Genomic DNA, 17316 nt, shown 5'->3' on the forward strand with positions numbered 1-17316 from the left:
GGCTTAGCGTTTGCCCGGTCCAAGCCGTTTCTTACGCCGCCTGCGCAAGCTGCAGATAGCCCGGGTAGTAACTCCCCTGGCAGGCTCCCGCGCGCACAGCGGCGATGAAACTCGCCATGTCGGTGACGGGCTGCGAGAACTTCGTCGCGCACCGCCCGACTGCAATCGTCTTGTGGCAATCGCTGCCGCCCAGCGCTGGCAGGGCCATGTGGCGAGCGGCACTGATTGCCAGATCGTTGTCGCTGTCGAGATTGCCGCCGTTATGGGTTTCCACGGCAGCGATCCCGGTGATGTCCAGCAGCCCGTGCAGCAGGCTCGCGACCCCGACCTCGCGGAACGGATGGGCCGGCACGCAGATTCCGCCGATGCTGTTGATATGCTCGATGACTTCGTTGATCGGGAGGTAGTTGTCGCGCCCCCAGATGTTCCAGCCGTCATCCTGCATACCGTACGCCAGCATGTGTCCGCGATCGGTTGCGATCTCCACCCCGCGCAGCACCAGGAAACCCTCGTCGCGCCCCACCTGCTCAACCGGCAGCGAAGCTTCGTACGAGTAATGCTCGGTGATGCACACCCCGTCGAGTCCCAGCTCCTTGGCGCGGCGGATCAGATCCACCGGCTCCAGCCAGTTGTCGTAGGAGTACTTGGTATGGCAATGGCAATCGATCCACATCGGACGGACTCCGCGCGCCGGCCTGGCCGCTCAGGAAACGGTGTACTCGAGGTTGATGCGCTTGGACGGCGCGAAGCGCTGGCGCGAGAAGAACTTCTCCAGCGCGAAGTCGTCCCAGTTCACCAGCGTGTAGACCTTCTTCACGCCCGCCGCCTTCATGTTCATCATGAACTGGTCGAGCAGCTCGCTCGCCACGCCGCGGTTCTGGAAGCGCGGATCGACGCCGATGGTGTCGATCGTCGCGGTCGACTCGGGGATGCCGAACTCGCCGAAATACACGTCGCCCATCACGAAGCCGGCGATCTTGCCGTCGATCTCGCACACCAGGGAGGAGTTGATGTTGTGCTGCGGATTGAGCACCCCTTCCAGCTTCCGCTCGTAGTACTCGCGACGGTTTTGCTTGGAGCCTGCCGCGTCGATCTCGACGATCGCGTTCAGGTCTTCCTTCTTCAGCACCCGCATCACACGCTTCTGGTCAGACATTTACCTATCTCCTTTGGTTGGCAGTTCCGCGTCCGTTCGCGTCACCGCCTCTCAGAACAGTTCGTCTTCCTGCTGAGGCTTCGTCGAGCGGCGGGTGTACACCGTGCCGATGACCTTCCCCATTTCCTGGTCGGTGTCGAGGCAGGTCGTGCAGCCATCGCCCTCGGTCTGGTAGCTCTCGACGTGCACCTCGAACCCCATGCCCCGGTACGCTTCGGCGATTTCCGACAGCCGCGGCTCGCCGATCGTCGTCAGGCGCTTCCAGCCTTCCCGCAACAGGCGATCCTCGACGTCCTCTTCACGGGTGGCCGAGCCGGCCAGCTTGATCGGGATCGTCTTCTTCGTGCTCATCTTGGAACCCTCCGTCATCGCCGGGAACATGGCTTGCTCCTTACCAGGAATGCTTGATCGCGCCCGGCGTGCAGGCAGTGGTACAGGGCAGGCTGGTGTAGCCGCCGGCCGGCTTGCACTCGGCACAGTCATAGGCCAGTGCCCGGGTCTTCTCCTTCCTCACCCACGCCACTTCATCGTCGTAGTCGTCGGTGATGATTTCGAACATCTGCTGCGGACAGGCCTTCAGGCACGCGCGTTCCGCGGCACAGTCGATGCACTTGTCCGTGTCGATGCTGATGTAGTACTCGCCGGAACCGTCCTTGTAACCGTAGTTCGCGATCATTTCCCTCTCCTGGAATCTATGTGCCGCGGCGCCCTTGCGGATCGCCGCGGCCCTTGCGCCAATTACTTGGCGGCCTGCTTCTGCATCAGCGTGTAGCCGAACAGCGCAGCACCCAGCGCGCCGGCGATCTGGCTGTCGATCTTGGTCTCGAGCTGCTTGATGCCCAGCAGACGCTCGATGCGCTTCACGACGCCCGGGTTCTTCGCGATACCGCCGGTGATGAAGAAGCCCTCTTCCACGCCGATCCGCTCCAGCAGGCTCACCACGCGCTCGGCCATCGCCTGGCAGTAAGCCGCGATCACCATGTTCTTGGTGTAGCCGGCCTTCAGCAGGCCCAGCGCCTCGGACTTCGCGAACACCACGCAGATCGACGACACGGCTTCCGGTTCGGTCTCGACGTCAAAGGAGCGCGGGCCCAGTTCGGCGATGGGGATCTGCATCAGGTCGGAGATGACTTCCATGCCGCGGCCGGTACCGGCTGCGCACTTGTCGTTCATCAGGAAGTTCGTGACCTTGCCCTTGTCATCGCAGTGGATGGCCTTGCAGTCCTGGCCGCCCATGTCCAGGATGGTGCGCACCTTGTTGCCACCCATGTAGTTCGCGCCGCGGGCATGGCAGGCGATCTCGGTGATCGCCTTGTGGGCGAAGGGCACGTTCACCCGGCCGTAGCCGGTGCCGACGACATAGTTGATGTCCTCGAGCTTCATGCCGATCTTGTCCATGATGCCCTGCAGGGCGTTCTTGGCCGAGTCCGGCGAATTGTTGCCGGTGCGCATGCTGTTGTAGCCATACAGCTCACCGTCACAGACCAGCACCGCCTGCGAGGACACCGAGCCGACGTCGATGCCGCAGGTGATGATCTTGGCGTCCTTCCAGTTCTTCGTCTCGTCGTACCAGGTGTTTTCCTGCCAGCGCCAGAATTCCTTCTTCTCGGGGGCGGCGGTGGCGGCAGCAACTTCTGCATTCATTTGATCGCTCCTTAATCCGTATCTGTTCGCGTGTCGGTTCAGTGCACTCGCTCGGCTGCAATCAGCGCGCAACCCAGGGCGCTGACGAACTCGGGCAGTTCGGGCAGGAGAACCTGATCGACGTCCATGGCGGTCTTCAGCGACTGGACGAAACCGGGGTTGTGGCCCATGCCACCGATTAGCACGACGTTGCCTTCGATACCGACGCGACGGACCATCGCGCACACACGGCTCGCCACCGCGTCCAGCACCGCCTTGGCGATGTCTTCCTTCGGCGTCGAGGAGTGGATCAGCGACACCACTTCCGACTCCGCGAACACGGTGCATTGCGCGTTCATCGGGATACTCTTGTCCGAGCGCAGGCTCGCCTCGCCGAACTCCTTGAGCGAGAGCTGCAGCGCGCGGCTCATCGCCTCGGCGAAGGAGCCGGCGCCGGCGGCGCACTTCTCGTTACCGGCGAAGTCGATCGCCTTGCCGTCCGGATCGGTCTTGATGCCGCGCCCTTCCTCGGCGCCGACGTCCACCACGGTGCGGGCCTGCGGATACATGAACACCGCACCACGCGCCCCGGCGGTCATCTCGGTGATGCCTTCGGTCGCGAAGGCCACCTGGCCGCGGCCGGCGCCGGTTGCGAAAACCGACTTCACCTGGTCGCGGGTCACGCCAGCCTCGGCCAGCGCGGCGTCGAAGGCCTTCTCGGCAGCCTGATCGGCGTCGAGGTCGCCCGGCAGCATCAGGTGAGCCTTCTTGACCGCGAAGCTCGGCGCCTTGGCGCCTTCAACCTTGATTTGTTCCAGCAGCACCACCTTGACGCTGCGGGAGCCCATATCGATTCCAGCGGTAATCATTCTCGTCTCCTCTTGGCTCTGTTACCGATCAGGCGGCCTGGCGACGCACGCCAAGCTGCTCCATGAAGGCGTCGACACGTGCCTGGGTGCGCACTTCGTCGAACTCGCGCTCGTCGCCCATGTTTCCTTCGAAGGTCATCACCGGCGTGCCCGACTTGGCGATCGCCAGGCGGTTTTCCATGATGCCGACCGACAGGCCTTCGCAGCCGCGGTTCAGGTGCAGCATCACGCCGTCGACCTGCCATTCCTTGATGATGCGCAGCATCATGTCGCTCTTGATGGTCGGGTCGTAGAAGTGCTGCCACTGCGGCTTCGACAGGTTCCAGTCGGCATACAGGCGCACGGCGGTCGCGCGATCCTTGATCTCGATGCCCTTGTTCCACGGCAGCGTACGACCACCCCAGGTACCGTCGGCCTTCTCTTCCCAGATGCCTTCCAGCGCGAAGGTGTAGAGCGAGCCGATCGACACCGCACCGTAGGTCTCGAGGTAGCGGAAGATCTTCAGGAAGGACCAGGGCGGCTGCGTGTCCGTCATCAGGCGGATCGTTTCGTTCGGCACGGCAGCGATTCCGCGGGCGACGCGATCCTTCACTTCCTCGTACAGCTCGTCCATGAAGTCGGCGCACCACTTCGACGACTTCGACAGCGTGCAGAGCACATACAGCGAGTACATCGTCTTCTCGTCGAGCGGCGCGGGCTTCACCTTGTTCAGCGCGCAGATGTCGGCCCAGCGGGAGGTCGAACGCATCTCGTTCTTGACCGCCTCGATGAACAGCTCGTCGTTGAACTCGCGGCCGCTGGCCTTCTGCACGAACTCGATGCCGTCATGCAGCTGGTTGGCGACGTAGTCGAGACGGGCGTCCGTCATGTCCTTGTACGGACCGACGCCAACGTCGAGGTAGAACTCGGGGATCTTCTCTTCCTTCGCGACGTGCTGGTACCACTTGGAGTGCGAGCAGCAGATCTGCGTCTGGAAAACAAAGTCAGGCTTCGGGAACTCGCCGCCGAAGGCGTACTTGTTCAGGTGCATGCCACCCCAGTAGATCCGCATGTACGAGCACAGGTCACGGGCGAAACCGTAGGCTTCGGCTGCGTCCATGCACTCCTTGGCGAACTTGCGGTCGTGGGCGACGGCGGCGGCGTACGGCTCACCGGTCAGCGAATAGACGTCCTCACCGAGGCCGGCGGGGATCGCGTCCAGCGCCCAGGCCGAGCCGGACCAGCGGATGCCGCCCTTCTCCTTCGCACGGGCGTAGTTCATGTAGTACTGCTCGCGAAGCTCCTTCGCCTTCTTCCAGAGCTTCAGCGGCTCGGTCGGATACAGATTTGCCATGGCGTTTATCCCTCTTTCCCGTCAGTTCAGAACAGCTCTTCTTCGCTCAGCGTCTCGAGGAATGCCTCGATACGAATGCGGAAGGGCCCGATCGGATTGGTGATGTCGAATTCCAGGAACAGCGTCGGAATCCCGTTATCTTCGAGATGACGCTTCAGATCCGGGTAATCGCCCTCGTGCGGGTCGCAGAACTTCTGCTGCAGGAAGATCGCGCCTTGAACGCCGTAGTCCTTGGCCAGACCGAGAACATGGTCGAAACGGGTGTGCGCCGGGTAATCCTTGGTCGGACAGGCCGGGCGGTCGCAGTAACGCTCGGCAATCGCCTTGATCACATCGCCTTCGGACTTCGAGGCGTTCCAGAAGTAGCGGCTGCCCGAGCACTGGTCATCAATGACGATGGTCGCGCCGACCGACTCCACCATGCCCATGAACGCGATGTCGTCGTTCTCGGAACCGATGGTCATGAAGCGCGCGCCGGTCTTGCGCTCGACCTTGCGGGTCGGCAGCGCAGCGAGGGTCTTCTTCAGCATCTCGTTGTGCTCGCGCTTGTCGATGAACTGCGCGGTCAGCGATGCATACAGGGCTTCGACGCCGGTGACCTTCGGGTCGGCTTCCTTGCGGTACTCGTACAGTTCGCGCAGCAGGCGGCGGTTCTCGTCGCACACGGCGAGCGCATCCTTCAGCATCGCGTCGGTGATTTCCTTGCCCGTCAGCGTCTGCAGGAACACGCGGAAGGACTGCACTTCCTCGTAGTGGGCCTTGCGGGAATGCTGCGACTGGACTTCGTTGGGCATCGGCACGTAGTAGTCCCACTTCACGGTGGGGACGTGCAGGCGCCAGGAACCGAAGGTCTGGCGATACTGGATACACGATTGGGTCAGCGTGACGCCTTCCGCGTAGTCGAAGCGGCCGAGCAGGCCCTGTGCGAGCGAGTCGCGGCAGAACGGGCAGAACATGCCGAAGATGTGCGGCTCGGTCACGTTCTGCGGCTCGTGCGCGCCGAGGACGCGCACCGGCAGCATGCCGGCCGCAATCAGCAGCTCTTCCGGCGTGTAGGTGCACATCGTTGCCACCACCTGGCCACCTGTCCGCGCCTTCCAGTCGCGTGCATAATCGTGGCGCTTCTCGTACCAGGTCTTGAACTGGTCGAACAAACCATCGCTCATCGAACTATCTCCTCTGATGTGTTGCGGATCCCGTCCCTGAGTCCGCCTTTGCTGCATTATTGTGCCGTTACTGCATGATTTCGCATGTTACGCACTGCAGTGCAGTCGTTGTTGACCTAAGTCAAATGAGCGGCACCTTTACATGCATTTGATTGCATTTTGAGTGCGCCAAACTGCACTTTTATTCGTTGCGGTGCACAAATAAATGCATTGCGTTGCATCGCAGCAAGCGTACAGCCGTCGCCTGGGAGGGATCAGTGGCAAACCGCCCCCGCCTCGATTGCCTGCAACGGCCGGGCTTCAGGGATGATCAGCGGAATGAGAAGAGAGAGAGAATGAAGGCTGCATGCAGGATGCTGCAGCGCAATAGCCGCTATTCCTGCAATTTGGTCGGCAAGAAATATCCGGGGGGAGGATGCTTCCGGAATTGTTCCGCGCCAGAGGGGCGCGGAACGGTACGGGCGCGATGCAGGGAGCCTTTCAGCGCGACAGGACTTCGAGGATGTCCAGGAAGGATTGCTCGACCGTTCGGCCGGAAGTGTCGATGATGGCGTCGGCCTTGCTGTACATGGCCGTCCGGCCGGCCAGGATGCGCTTCAGGTCTTCCATCGCCTCCTGGTTGCCGTGCATGGGGCGGTAATCCCCCTGTGCCATGACGCGGGCCATGTGTTCCTCGGGCGAAGCGCACAGCCAGATCGTGAAACACGATGACAGCAGGAGGTCGAAGTTCGCCGGTTCGGAGACGATGCTGCCGCCAGCGATCAGCACGAAGGCTTCGTTGTGTGCGACCACCGACTCCAGCCCGCGGCGCTCGTAGCGCCGGTAAGCCGACTGCCCGTAAAGCGAAAAAATTTCGGACAGGTCGGCGCCCGCCTCCTGCTCGATGACCTTCGCGAGCTCGAGGAAAGGGACGCCCAGGTGCTCGGCGAGCATCGTGCCCAGCGTAGTCTTCCCGGCCCCGCGCAGGCCGATGAAGGCGATGCGCTGCCTGCGCGCGCTCCGCCCGGACGATTCGAGTTCGTTCTGCAGCAGCCGGCGCGCCCACTCATGCGTCTTGGGCGGAAATCGGCTCAGGTACTGCATCAGCAGCGTCAGCTCGGGCGACTGCTCCGCCTCTTCGCGCACGAGGTCGACGATGGGAAAGCCGAGTCCCTGCGCGATCTGCCGCAACAGGATGATGGAGATGTTCCCGTGCCCCGTTTCGAGCTGGGCAAGGTAGCGCTCCGACACCCCGGACTGATGCGCCAGCATCTTGCGCGTCATTCCCCGTTGCGCCCGCAGGTCGCGAATGCGGTCGCCGAGCATCAGCAGGTAATTGTTCTCTTCCAGCGACAGGTCAGGGCGTTTCAGCCGTGACGAGTTCTCATCGTTGGACATTGGGGCTACCCCTATTTGAGCGGCAATAAAGTGCCGGTGAATTATAGTGCTCAAGCTTGAGCGGGATTGCAACATGCAGTTGCGTCGCCCGGCATTCGTAGTAACCGCAAAAAAAGCGCAAGAGCCTTCGTGATCGGGCGCACGCGACGCCTGATAATGCATATGGCATCATGTGGAATTTCATCAATCCACTACCGTCATGAGCCGGAGAAACCTGCACGCAATAGCCGTCGTCGCGACGGCGTTCACCCTTGTTCCCGCCGCCGGCCAGGCGCAAGTATTCAAGTGTGCACCAGCCAACGGACAAACTAGCTATCAAGCGCTCCCGTGCAATGACGAGGGGGCGCGCATCGATCTCCCGGTGCACGCCCCCACCCCACGGGAACGGGTAGCCGCGCAGGCGCGCGCACGCAAGGAGCAGGGTTTCGTCTCGGAAATCGAGTCCGCGCGGGAAACGGCGAAGCGCAGCGCGCGCGCGGAACTCAAGCGGCGCGACGACGAGCGCGAGGCACACGCCGCTCGCTGTGCGAGCTATCAGGAACGCGCCGACCGGGCTGATGCCGACGCCAGGATGCATCTGCGACGAAACCGTTACAAGCGCGACCATGAAGCGCGTGCGCGCGCCCTGCGGGACCGCTACTTCAGCGAGTGTTTCGCCGCCGACTGAGCACCGGCCGTCACCTGGCGGGGATGCCCTGCCCCGCGCTGCGCAAGCGCACTCCCTATAACAAGCGGTGCCCGAGAGGCTGCATTCGCGGACCGGCAGCGTCACCGCATTGCTGCGAACGAATCCTTCGGTCGATATTTGCGGCGAGGACTCGTCGCCGCCGGATCTATTTGGAGGTCCGCTCCTCGACGATGCGCCAGCTGCCTGCCACGCTGCCGAACACGACAGTTTTCCGGTCCACCGATTGCAGCGCGTCGCTGCGGTAATCCTGGCGGAATTGCGCGACCGCACGCGTTCCATCCACCTGGATCTTCACTTCCGCGAGCTTGACGTCGATTGACGACGCTCCGCCGATGCGCTCCCGCCGCACGGTGCGCCACTGCTCGAGCGGCCGGCCGTCGGCGGGACGGAAATCGGGCGCGTAGTGGCCGAAATATGCATCGATATCGCGTGCGGACCACGCCCGGGCCCAGGCCTCCAGCGCCTCGCGAACGGAAGTTTCGGCGTCCTGCGGATCGGCCGCTGCGTTCGCTCCGGAGGGAGGCTCGCCGCCTGTGCTCGCAACGGTCGCGGAAACCTGGCCCTCGACCGGCTGGTCGCCCGCGTGCGGCACGACCTTCACAGGCCCCTTGGCCTCCGCCTCGTCGAGCATGCTGCCGATCGGTTCCACGCCGACGCGCACGGGGTCGATGCCGTATGCCGTGAAATTCATCAACTCGGCAAGCGCCGTACGCCCCTTCGCGTTGCGCAGACGAGCGTCCGCGCCGGCCCTGATCAGCGCCTCGACGATTGCGACGTCAGCATCCTTGCGCGGGCGCATGGCCACGAGATGCATGGGGGCATTGCCCGCAGCGTCTGCCGCATCGGGACGCGCGCCGGCGGCCAACAGTGCATCGAGTGCCTCCCGGTCGCCACGCTGGACGGCGTGATGGAGCGCGGTGCGCCCCCGAAGCGGATTGCGCGAATCGGTAGCTGCAAGGTCCGCCCCCTCGGCAATGCGGGCGCGCAGGCGGACCGTGTCGCCACAGGCCGCCGCGTCGATCAGGTTTCGCGGCAACGATCCCGATTGCGGGCAGGTCACACGGGCGACGGGATGAAACTCGAGCCGGAACGGTTTGACGAACGTGGCGTTGCCGGTGGTCGCAAGCGCCAGACCGTTGAATCCGAACAGGGCGATACCGGCGAACACCCCGAGTGGACGCAGGTTTGCGCGACGATGCAAGGCTTTGGGTTGCATTTTGTTACCGATAGCGGGAGGGGCGGATTCTAACAAATGCCGGAGCACCTCCAGCATGCGCGAACGACCCGATGCGCTGCATGGCCCCGGGAAACTGCCGACATTTTGATCGTCGTCAACCGTGTCGCGCGCAGCCGCCCGGTACAGCGCAACGGGGGCGCACCTGGCGCCCCCGTTGGAGAGATGACGGTTCGCGGGGGCAGCCGGTTCATCGGCTGCTTCCGCGGGCAGGCGTCAGATGTAGCGTGCCATGCGCGCTAGCACGCGCTCGCGCCCGAGGACCTCGAGCACTGCGTCGATCGCCGGGGTCTGCGCAACGCCCAGGGTCGCCACGCGGAGCGGAATCGCCACTTGCGGCATCTTCAGGCCGTGCTCGGCCATCGTGTCCTTGATTGCCTGGCTGAGTGCGGCCTTTTCCCACGCCACCGCCTCCAGGCGCGCCTTGAGCGCGGCAAGCGCGGGACGCGCCACGTCCGTCAGGTGCTGGGCCACAAGTTCGGGCGCCGGATGTAGCTCGACGCAATACAGCTCCACGGAGTCCGCCAACTCATTCAGGTTGGCGACGCGGTCCTTGTAGAGGGCGATGACCGCCTCGATGGCGGGCCCCGCCTCCGGATCGACCCCGCGATGCGCGAGCCGGCGCGCGACCTCGGCCGCGAGACGCGCGTCGTCGGCCTGCTTGAGGTAGTGGGCGTTGAGCCAGTTGAGCTTCTCGGTGTTGAACTGCGCGGCCGAAGGCGTGATGTGGTCGAGATCGAACCACTCGACGAACTGTTCGCGCGAGAAGATCTCGTCGTCGCCGTGACTCCAGCCCAGACGGCCAAGGTAATTCACGACCGCCTCGGGCAGATAGCCGTCGTCGTCGTACTGCATCACGCTCACTGCACCATGCCGCTTCGACAGCTTGGTGCCGTCGTCGCCGAGGATCATCGACAGATGGGCGTACAGCGGCACCTGGGCGCCGAGCGCGCGCAGGATGTTGATTTGTCGAGGCGTGTTGTTGACGTGGTCGTCGCCGCGGATGACGTGGGTGATGCCCATATCGAGGTCATCGACCACGACGCAGAAGTTGTAGGTGGGGGTGCCGTCGGCACGTGCAATCACGAGATCGTCGAGCTCGGAGTTGGCGATCTCGATGCGCCCCTTGACGAGATCGTCCCATGCGACGACGCCGTCCGCCGGGTTGCGGAAACGCACGACCGGATTCACGCCTTCCGGCGGTGTCGGCAGCGCCTCGCCTGGCTCGGGCCGCCAGCGGCCGTCATAGCGCGGCTTCTCGCCCCGTGCGCGCTGTTCCTCGCGAATACGGTCGAGTTCCTCGGGCGAGGTGTAGCAGTAGTATGCGGTGCCGGCAGCCAGCATCTGCCGGATGACTTCCTTGTAGCGGTCCATCCGCTGCATCTGGTAGAACGGGCCTTCGTCGGCGTCTAGCCCCAGCCACGCCATGCCGTCGAGGATTGCCTGCACCGCTTCGGGGGTCGAGCGCGCCACGTCGGTGTCCTCGATGCGGAGGATGAACGTGCCGCCGTGGCGACGCGCAAAGGCCCACGAGAAGAGCGCGGTACGCGCGCCGCCGATATGGAGGTAGCCGGTGGGGCTGGGGGCGAAACGGGTGCGAACGTTGGAAGCCATCGATGAGGACTCTGGGCCGGATCTAAAGACGCGGATTCTACGCCATCGCCCCTCCTTCGCTGCGCGAAGACGGTGACCGCGATAATCCGCACGCGAAAAGAACAAAGGCCCTGAAACCGAAGCTTCAGGGCCTTGAACTGTGGTGGGCGGTACTGGGATCGAACCAGTGACCCCTGCCGTGTGAAGGCAGTGCTCTACCGCTGAGCTAACCGCCCGGAATTCCGTGCGTCTTCGTCATCGACTGGTGGGCGGTACTGGGATCGAACCAGTGACCCCTGCCGTGTGAAGGCAGTGCTCTACCGCTGAGCTAACCGCCCAGTGTGGCGAAGAGGCGAGATTGTAGAGGGACGCGAATTCCTTCGTCAAGCATGGCGCGAGACTTTCCGCATTGCCGGCGACCGGAGCCCGGCCTGAGGCATCCCGCCACCGGCAACTCTCGCTGCATGGACAGAAGTCATGCCAGAATCGCGTTGCGCCCCTCGACGGACGTTGCACACAGAATAAACAGGAGACATTGATGGGAGTGGTATTCGCCAAGACCGAGAAAGGGCAAGAGGAGATCGCCAGCCGAAGCGGGGAACTCTCGCCCCGCGTGCGCCGAGTCCTGATTCTCGTGGATGGTCGCAGGACGGTGTCCGAGCTGCGCGACCTGGTCTCGGCCAACGATTTGACGCACACGCTCGGTACGCTGGAAGAGCTGGGCCTCATCGAGGTGAAGAAGCTCCGTGCGGCCGACGGTGCCGAGGCAGAGCCGTCCGGCCCGATGCCGTCCATCACGGCATTCCGGTCACTGCCGACGCCCCCCAATCCCAAGGAGCTGGAGATGGCGCGCAATTTCATGCTGAACACGCTGAAGACGTTCAGCAGCATCCACGCGCCGGTCTCGCTGATGACCAGCATCAACGGGGCACGAACGCATGAGGAGTTGCGCGCGCACTACCCCGCGTGGTTTCGCATGATCATGGAGAGCCGCTCCGGCCAGCGGCGTGCGGAAGACCTCCGCACCGACCTGCTGAAAGTTCTCTGAGCCGGCCGGTCAATCCACCCAGGAAGATGGCAGGGCCGTGATCGTGGGCTTGGGCAGGCGCACGAGATCGGTCCACATCGGCAGTTCGGCGAGGGCATCCATTGCGAGCTTGCGCGTCTCTTCCGGCGTGAGGTCGAGGATCGCGGCGCGCAGGTAGATCGTCGCCACCGAATCCGGATCGGGTTGCGCGGCAAGGCAGGTATCGGCGAGCTTGGTCGCCAGCTGCAGGCCGCAAGCGAGACGATAGGAACGGGAATCGGGCTCGAAGCCGCCCCCTTCTGGATCGCATTGCCAGTACACGACGTCGGCGAGCGAGGTCGGCAGCCCCCAGTCGGCCAGCAGGACCGCGGACAGTTCGTGACGATCGAAGCCGAAGGTGGCGATTTCCACCGTTTCGACCGGCTCGGCGCCGCGCGCAGCCTGCTCCAGCGTCAGGTCGTAGGTTGCCGGGGCCCCCGTGGCGAACGCAAGCGTTCCGATCTCGCTCAGCAGGCCCAGCGTGAATGCTTCCGCCGCCGGGAGGTCGCCGCGGTGGCGGGCCAGCGCTTCCATCACGGCCGCATTGAGCAGCGACGAGGTCCAGAAGGCGTTGTAGTTGAAGCGCTTCGATGTGACCTTCGGCCGGTTCGTGACCAGCGACAACGCGACTGCATGCGCACGTACGATGTTCATGCCCAGCCTGATCACTGCCTGCTGCAGGTCGAGCGAACGCTCCGTGCGGCCGAAACGTGCGGCGGACGCGGCGCGCAGGACGAAGCCCGACAATGCAGGATCGGATCGGATCACGCGCACGACGGCGTCGATGCGCACGTCGGGATCGCGCGCGAGCTCGATGAGCTGCAGCGCGGCGCCGCGCGGACTGGGCAGTTCGTCGGCAGCGAGCAGGAAGTCGCGGATGTTTCCGGTCACCTGGCGGCGGTCTCGCTGGTTGCTGGCTGAATTCATTCCCTTTACCTCTCGTGCAGCGCAGTCGGGCGAGTGTTTCCGTGATGTCGCCGGCTTGATTGCCCGCCTGCTGGATTCTGTTTGATTTCGTCCCGGTTCGGACGCTCCCCGGATCAGCCCCGCAATTCGTCGAGGACGTCGTCCACGACGCGATCCAGGAGGGGTTCCTGATCGGCGGTCGATGCTTCGCCGCTCGCGAAACGCCGCGCCAGCTCCGTCCGCGTCAGGGCAAGCGCGCGCTGCCCCTGCCGGTTGGCAAACAGGTACATGGTGCGTGCGGGACTGATCCACGTCAGGCGCACTCGCCGCACCTCGCCCGACTCGTCCCTGAGTTCCAGCCAGCTGCCACGGGTGAGCAGATCGAGCTCCAGCATTTCCGGCGTGGGCTCCTCGCCGATCGGCTGCAGACCGGGCAAGGGGCCGGATGGTCGTGCCGGCGCATTGGGCGCGGAACGAACCGGCGCCGGAACGGGCGCGACCGGGGCTTTCAGCGCTGCCGCATGGCATTTGACGAGTTCCGAGAAGAACGCCTTCTGGCTTGCTTCCTCGATCCCCGCGCCGGTCATGCTCGCCTTCAGGTTGCGCAGGATCACCGGGAGCTGCTTCACCATGCGCTGGCGCTCTTCCATGCTCTGCTTCGGAAGGACGCTCCAAACGAGCTCGTCGACTGCGGCCATCGCGCCGGCCCAGCGTTCGCTCCTGACGGGAGCTGTCGTAGCGCCGACCTCGAGGGCGGCGTGCCCCAGCACGCGCGTCCAGGTGTCGCGGATGAAGTCGCGCACCACATCGGGTATGTCCTCGTTTCCGAGATGCGCGGACAGCGCGTCTTCGCCGAGCTTGCGCGCGAGATCGATGCGCTCGCGCTCCCGCAGGCGCTCCGTCAGCGTGGCCGCCCGCGCATCCGCATAGCGCTCCTGCTCGACGAGATAGTTCTCGAATTCCTGCAGGCAGCCCGCGAAGATGCTCGGCTCGTCCGCGAACTGGTTCTGGATGCGGACGACAATGCCCTCGGCGATGCGGTATAGGGAACTGTCCTCGCTCAGCGGACCGTCCCAGGTGACGCTTGCCTGCGCCAGCAGATTGATCAGCCTGCGGGCCGGATGAGTGCGATTGGAGAAGAAGCCGTGATCCATCATCGCCAGCTTCAGGACGGGGATCTGCAGGCGGCCGATCAGCCCCTTCATGGCGTCGGGAACGCGCGAGTCGTCGAAGATGTAGTCGAACAGGGTGGCGACGACGTCGATGACGATGCCGTCCACCGAACTCGCCTGCTTGCTGAGACCGGCTTCGATGAGGGCGTTGATGACGTTACCGGAGATCTGACCATCGGACGGGAGGGCGAAATTTTGCCCGCCGAACTCCATGTCTCCGCGCCCCTGCTGCAGGCCATCGAGCAGCTGCATCAGCTCGACCGTGCCCGCGCGCTGCCGCCAGCCGGCCCTTTCCGCCGCTGCGGCGCGGGCGGTGAAGATCTCCTTCACGACGTCGGACGGATCGGGTTCGCCGGGAAGCGTTGCGCTCTTGCGCACGGCCATGCGCTCCGATGCTTTGCCCCGTCGCGCGCGCGGCCGGACGTTGGGCATCACACGACGCGCGACGAGCAGCGAATTGACATCGTGGTAAACCGTGGAGAGTTCCCCGGCCAGTCGACCGATGAGCAGTTCGAGCGCCGTGGCGCGCAGGCCTCCGGACGCCTCCTGCCCCCAGCAGATATCCTTGAGCGCCTCGCAGATTGCGGTCGGGCCGATCGGGTTGGTGGCATTGTCGATGTCGCTTTCGCCCAGCATGAAGGCGACACGTGTCTGCAGATCCTGGTTTTCGGCCTCGCAGGCCCGTTCCAGGCGGGTGGCCAGGTTCTTGACTGCCAGGGTTTCGTCGATCTCGGTTTCGTCGACGAGCGAGAGTTCCGGAAAGAAGCCGTTTTCGCCCTCGTAGAACGAGCCGCCGACGTTCGAGGTCTTGGCGCGCTCCTGGAACTGATCCTCGAAGCCGGCGCTGAAAGCCCGGTCGATGTCGGCCCCGATACCGCGCAGAAGCGCCTGCAACTCGATCAGTTTCTGTGCTTCGTCGGCGGTTTTCGCGCCCAACCGCCGGGCCTTGAGTTCATCGCCGAGTTCGCCGACAGCCCGGGCGAGCGCTTCGCGTACGCGCTGGCTGACGAAGTCGCGGCATTCGAGCAACACCCCCTGATGCGGACGAAACGCATCGGGAGCTCCGGTATGGCGCGATGGTTGTAGGGTGGTCACGAGATGCTCCGCTTCGATGGCGGTACGGGACGAGGGCGATCACCGTCGCCGGGCTAAGGGCGAATCTCAAACATGATCAGTTTGACACATTTCTGGCGCCCCTTCGATGCTTCAAACGACGGTACGGCGGGGCATTCCGACGATCGGCCCGCATTGCGGCGTGAATGGCGGGCGCGTACCGGCACACCGGTGCTTTCTTTATACTTACGGCTCCGCAAGCGATCTCTTTAGCCATTTCCCCATGCCACGAATCAAAGTCGAACTACCCGAGCGTTTCATCTTCGAGACCCGGCTTCCCATCCGGGCCCAACACGTGAATCGCGCCGGCCACGTCGACAATGCGCAAATGGTGGTGCTGATTTCGAATGCGCGCGAGGCGTTTTTCGTCGGCCTGGGTTACACGCATATCGAGGTGGAAGGGGTCGGGACCGTGATTACCGACGCCGCATTCCAGTACATCTCGGAGTCCTTCGAGGGCGAGACGCTGGTGTTCCGGTTCGCGGTCAACGATTTCAACAAGTACGGCGGGGATATCGTCTGCCAGGTCAGCGAGCACGACTCCGGGCGTGAGGTCGCGCGGGCGAAGCTGGGTTTCGTGTTCTTCGATTACACGACGCGCAAGGTGGCGCCCATTCCGCCGCGTTTCCTCGAGCGACTCGCTGCCGCGTGACGCGGCACCCCGGCATCAGCCCGGATCGAGGCGGAGGATGCGCCCCTCGCTCTCGTCGAGGAGGTAGAGCTTCCCGTCGGGGCCCTGGCGAACGTCGCGGATGCGGCTGCCCAGCTCCGTGAGCAGGCGTTCTTCGCGGACGAATTTTTCGCCGTCCAGCTCGATCCGCACGAGAGTCTGCCCGCGCAGGGCGCCGACGAAGAGGTTGCCCTTCCACTTCGGGAAGGCGTCGCCCGTATAGAAGCTCATCCCCGAGGGCGCGATCGAAGGGATCCAGTAGCGCACCGGGGCGACGACGTCGGCCCGCTGCGTTCCCTCGCCGATGCTGAATCCGGTGACGTATTCCTTTCCGTACGTGATCACCGGCCAGCCGTAGTTGGCGCCGGCCCGCACGATGTTGACCTCGTCGCCGCCCTGCGGCCCGTGTTCGTGGGCCCACAGCTTTCCGCTCACCGGGTGCAGCGCCGCACCCTGGACGTTGCGGTGGCCGTAGGACCAGATCTCCGGCAAGGCGCCGCCTTTGCCTACGAACGGATTGTCGTTGGGAATGCTGCCGTCGGGTGCGATCCGCACGATCTTGCCGAGATGGCTGCCCACGTCCTGCGCACTGTCGCGATAGGACTGGCGGTCGCCCAGCGTGACGAAGAGTCTGCCCTCGCGGTCGAACACGAGGCGAGATCCCCAGTGATTGCGTCCGTCCGGATCTTCGCGCTGCGCGAAGACAATCTCGACGTTCTGCAGGCTCGCGCCCGCCTGGTCGAGGCGCGCGCGGGCGACCGCGGTGCGGGCGCCTTTCTGCGTCGGTTGGGCGAACGAGAGCCAGATCAGGCGGTCGCGGGCGAAATCCGGTCCGACGACGACGTCGAGCAAGCCGCCCTGCCCTGTCGCATGGACTCGCGGGACGTTCTGGATCGGCGGCGAGAGCTTGCCGTCCGGGGTCACCACGCGCAGCCGGCCCGGCCTTTCGGTGACGAGCATGTTGCCATCGGGGAGGAAGGCAAGCGACCACGGGGTGTCGAGACCGCGCGCGACCTCGGTCACGCGGACCGGCCCCGCTTCGCTGCGGACCACCGTCTGTGCCGAAGCTGCAGCTGAAAGGCAGCCGACGGACGCGATCAGGGCCAGGGCCATGCGGCGTGCGATGTGCGTTGCGTAGCGGGAAGCAGCGGCGTCGGCCAGGGCCGGCGGCGTGGAGAAGCGCGTCATGAAATCTCCCGATCGATTCGATCAACCCGCAACCGCCCGACCGCGAACGCGGACCGCCGGTTGACGGACATCAATGAGACGACTGCAGCCTTGTTGAGATCCTTGCGCGATGCAGGAAGTTGCTCCACTGCGCCCCGGCGGTGAGTGCGCCGGACGGTGGTC

The 17316-nt window shown here is 64.4% G+C and carries 17 protein-coding genes and 2 tRNA genes; 3 read left to right on the top strand and 16 right to left on the bottom strand.

From position 1 onward, the window contains the following. Positions 1 to 31: 31 nt before the first annotated feature. From GO615_RS18450 to GO615_RS18490, 9 genes are all read right to left on the bottom strand, one after another. The gene (locus GO615_RS18450; RefSeq protein WP_169130817.1) at positions 32 to 673 is read right to left on the bottom strand and encodes a CehA/McbA family metallohydrolase; all 642 of its coding nucleotides are present in this window, start codon (positions 671 to 673) and stop codon (positions 32 to 34) included. Positions 674 to 703: 30 nt separating this feature from the next. Next, on the bottom strand, positions 704 to 1156 hold the full coding sequence (locus tag GO615_RS18455) for a GNAT family N-acetyltransferase (RefSeq protein ID WP_169130819.1): 453 nt from the start codon (positions 1154 to 1156) through the stop codon (positions 704 to 706). A gap of 51 nt (positions 1157 to 1207) precedes the next feature. Next, a complete protein-coding gene (locus GO615_RS18460) occupies positions 1208 to 1507 on the bottom strand; it encodes a hypothetical protein (RefSeq protein ID WP_246262366.1) in 300 nt (99 codons plus the stop codon). Between the two features lie 40 nt (positions 1508 to 1547). Next, positions 1548 to 1832, bottom strand: a complete 285-nt coding sequence (locus GO615_RS18465; protein WP_169130823.1) for a ferredoxin — start codon at positions 1830 to 1832, stop codon at positions 1548 to 1550. Positions 1833 to 1894: 62 nt separating this feature from the next. Then, the gene (gene bzdQ / locus GO615_RS18470) at positions 1895 to 2800 is read right to left on the bottom strand and encodes a benzoyl-CoA reductase, bzd-type, subunit Q (protein WP_169130825.1); all 906 of its coding nucleotides are present in this window, start codon (positions 2798 to 2800) and stop codon (positions 1895 to 1897) included. Positions 2801 to 2838: 38 nt separating this feature from the next. After that, complete coding sequence (locus GO615_RS18475) at positions 2839 to 3648, bottom strand: acyl-CoA dehydratase activase (RefSeq protein WP_169130827.1); 810 nt, start codon at positions 3646 to 3648, stop codon at positions 2839 to 2841. A gap of 28 nt (positions 3649 to 3676) precedes the next feature. Beyond that, positions 3677 to 4981 (bottom strand): benzoyl-CoA reductase, bzd-type, subunit O, encoded by a 1305-nt coding sequence (bzdO, locus tag GO615_RS18480; protein WP_169130829.1) that lies wholly within the window; start codon positions 4979 to 4981, stop codon positions 3677 to 3679. A gap of 26 nt (positions 4982 to 5007) precedes the next feature. Beyond that, positions 5008 to 6147 (bottom strand): benzoyl-CoA reductase, bzd-type, subunit N, encoded by a 1140-nt coding sequence (gene bzdN, locus GO615_RS18485; protein WP_169130831.1) that lies wholly within the window; start codon positions 6145 to 6147, stop codon positions 5008 to 5010. 480 nt (positions 6148 to 6627) lie between these two features. Further along, the gene (locus tag GO615_RS18490; protein WP_169130833.1) at positions 6628 to 7524 is read right to left on the bottom strand and encodes a helix-turn-helix transcriptional regulator; all 897 of its coding nucleotides are present in this window, start codon (positions 7522 to 7524) and stop codon (positions 6628 to 6630) included. A gap of 199 nt (positions 7525 to 7723) precedes the next feature. On the opposite strand from GO615_RS18490, the gene GO615_RS18495 reads away from it, so the two are divergent. Continuing rightward, positions 7724 to 8191: a DUF4124 domain-containing protein gene (locus tag GO615_RS18495; protein ID WP_169130835.1), complete on the top strand. Its 468-nt coding sequence runs from the start codon at positions 7724 to 7726 to the stop codon at positions 8189 to 8191. Positions 8192 to 8357: 166 nt separating this feature from the next. Here GO615_RS18495 and GO615_RS18500 read toward each other — a convergent pair whose 3' ends face one another. From GO615_RS18500 to GO615_RS18515, 4 genes are all read right to left on the bottom strand, one after another. Beyond that, positions 8358 to 9485 carry a L,D-transpeptidase Cds6 family protein gene (locus GO615_RS18500; protein ID WP_169130837.1) on the bottom strand — a complete coding sequence of 376 codons (1128 nt, stop codon included), beginning with the start codon at positions 9483 to 9485 and terminating at the stop codon, positions 8358 to 8360. A gap of 177 nt (positions 9486 to 9662) precedes the next feature. Then, positions 9663 to 11060 (bottom strand): glutamate--tRNA ligase, encoded by a 1398-nt coding sequence (gene gltX / locus GO615_RS18505; RefSeq protein WP_169130839.1) that lies wholly within the window; start codon positions 11058 to 11060, stop codon positions 9663 to 9665. A gap of 140 nt (positions 11061 to 11200) precedes the next feature. Then, a tRNA-Val gene (locus GO615_RS18510) sits at positions 11201 to 11275 on the bottom strand. Between the two features lie 27 nt (positions 11276 to 11302). Beyond that, positions 11303 to 11377, bottom strand: a tRNA-Val gene (locus GO615_RS18515). Positions 11378 to 11577: 200 nt separating this feature from the next. Between GO615_RS18515 and GO615_RS18520 the strand changes: the two genes are divergently transcribed. Continuing rightward, positions 11578 to 12087 (top strand): helix-turn-helix domain-containing protein, encoded by a 510-nt coding sequence (locus GO615_RS18520; protein ID WP_169130841.1) that lies wholly within the window; start codon positions 11578 to 11580, stop codon positions 12085 to 12087. Positions 12088 to 12096: 9 nt separating this feature from the next. On the opposite strand, the gene GO615_RS18525 is transcribed toward GO615_RS18520, so the two are convergent. Continuing rightward, on the bottom strand, positions 12097 to 13032 hold the full coding sequence (locus tag GO615_RS18525) for an HDOD domain-containing protein (RefSeq protein ID WP_169130843.1): 936 nt from the start codon (positions 13030 to 13032) through the stop codon (positions 12097 to 12099). 113 nt (positions 13033 to 13145) lie between these two features. After that, positions 13146 to 15278, bottom strand: coding sequence for a DUF1631 family protein (locus tag GO615_RS18530; protein WP_169130845.1), 2133 nt, complete (start codon positions 15276 to 15278; stop codon positions 13146 to 13148). Positions 15279 to 15384: 106 nt separating this feature from the next. On the opposite strand from GO615_RS18530, the gene GO615_RS18535 reads away from it, so the two are divergent. After that, complete coding sequence (locus GO615_RS18535) at positions 15385 to 15948, top strand: acyl-CoA thioesterase (protein WP_246262368.1); 564 nt, start codon at positions 15385 to 15387, stop codon at positions 15946 to 15948. 15 nt (positions 15949 to 15963) lie between these two features. Here the strand turns inward: GO615_RS18535 and GO615_RS18540 are convergent, their stop codons facing one another. Continuing rightward, positions 15964 to 17079 carry a PQQ-dependent sugar dehydrogenase gene (locus GO615_RS18540; RefSeq protein WP_169130889.1) on the bottom strand — a complete coding sequence of 372 codons (1116 nt, stop codon included), beginning with the start codon at positions 17077 to 17079 and terminating at the stop codon, positions 15964 to 15966. Between the last annotated feature and the right edge of the window lie 237 nt (positions 17080 to 17316).

This window comes from Aromatoleum evansii (assembly GCF_012910805.1).
GTDB lineage: Bacteria > Pseudomonadota > Gammaproteobacteria > Burkholderiales > Rhodocyclaceae > Aromatoleum > Aromatoleum evansii.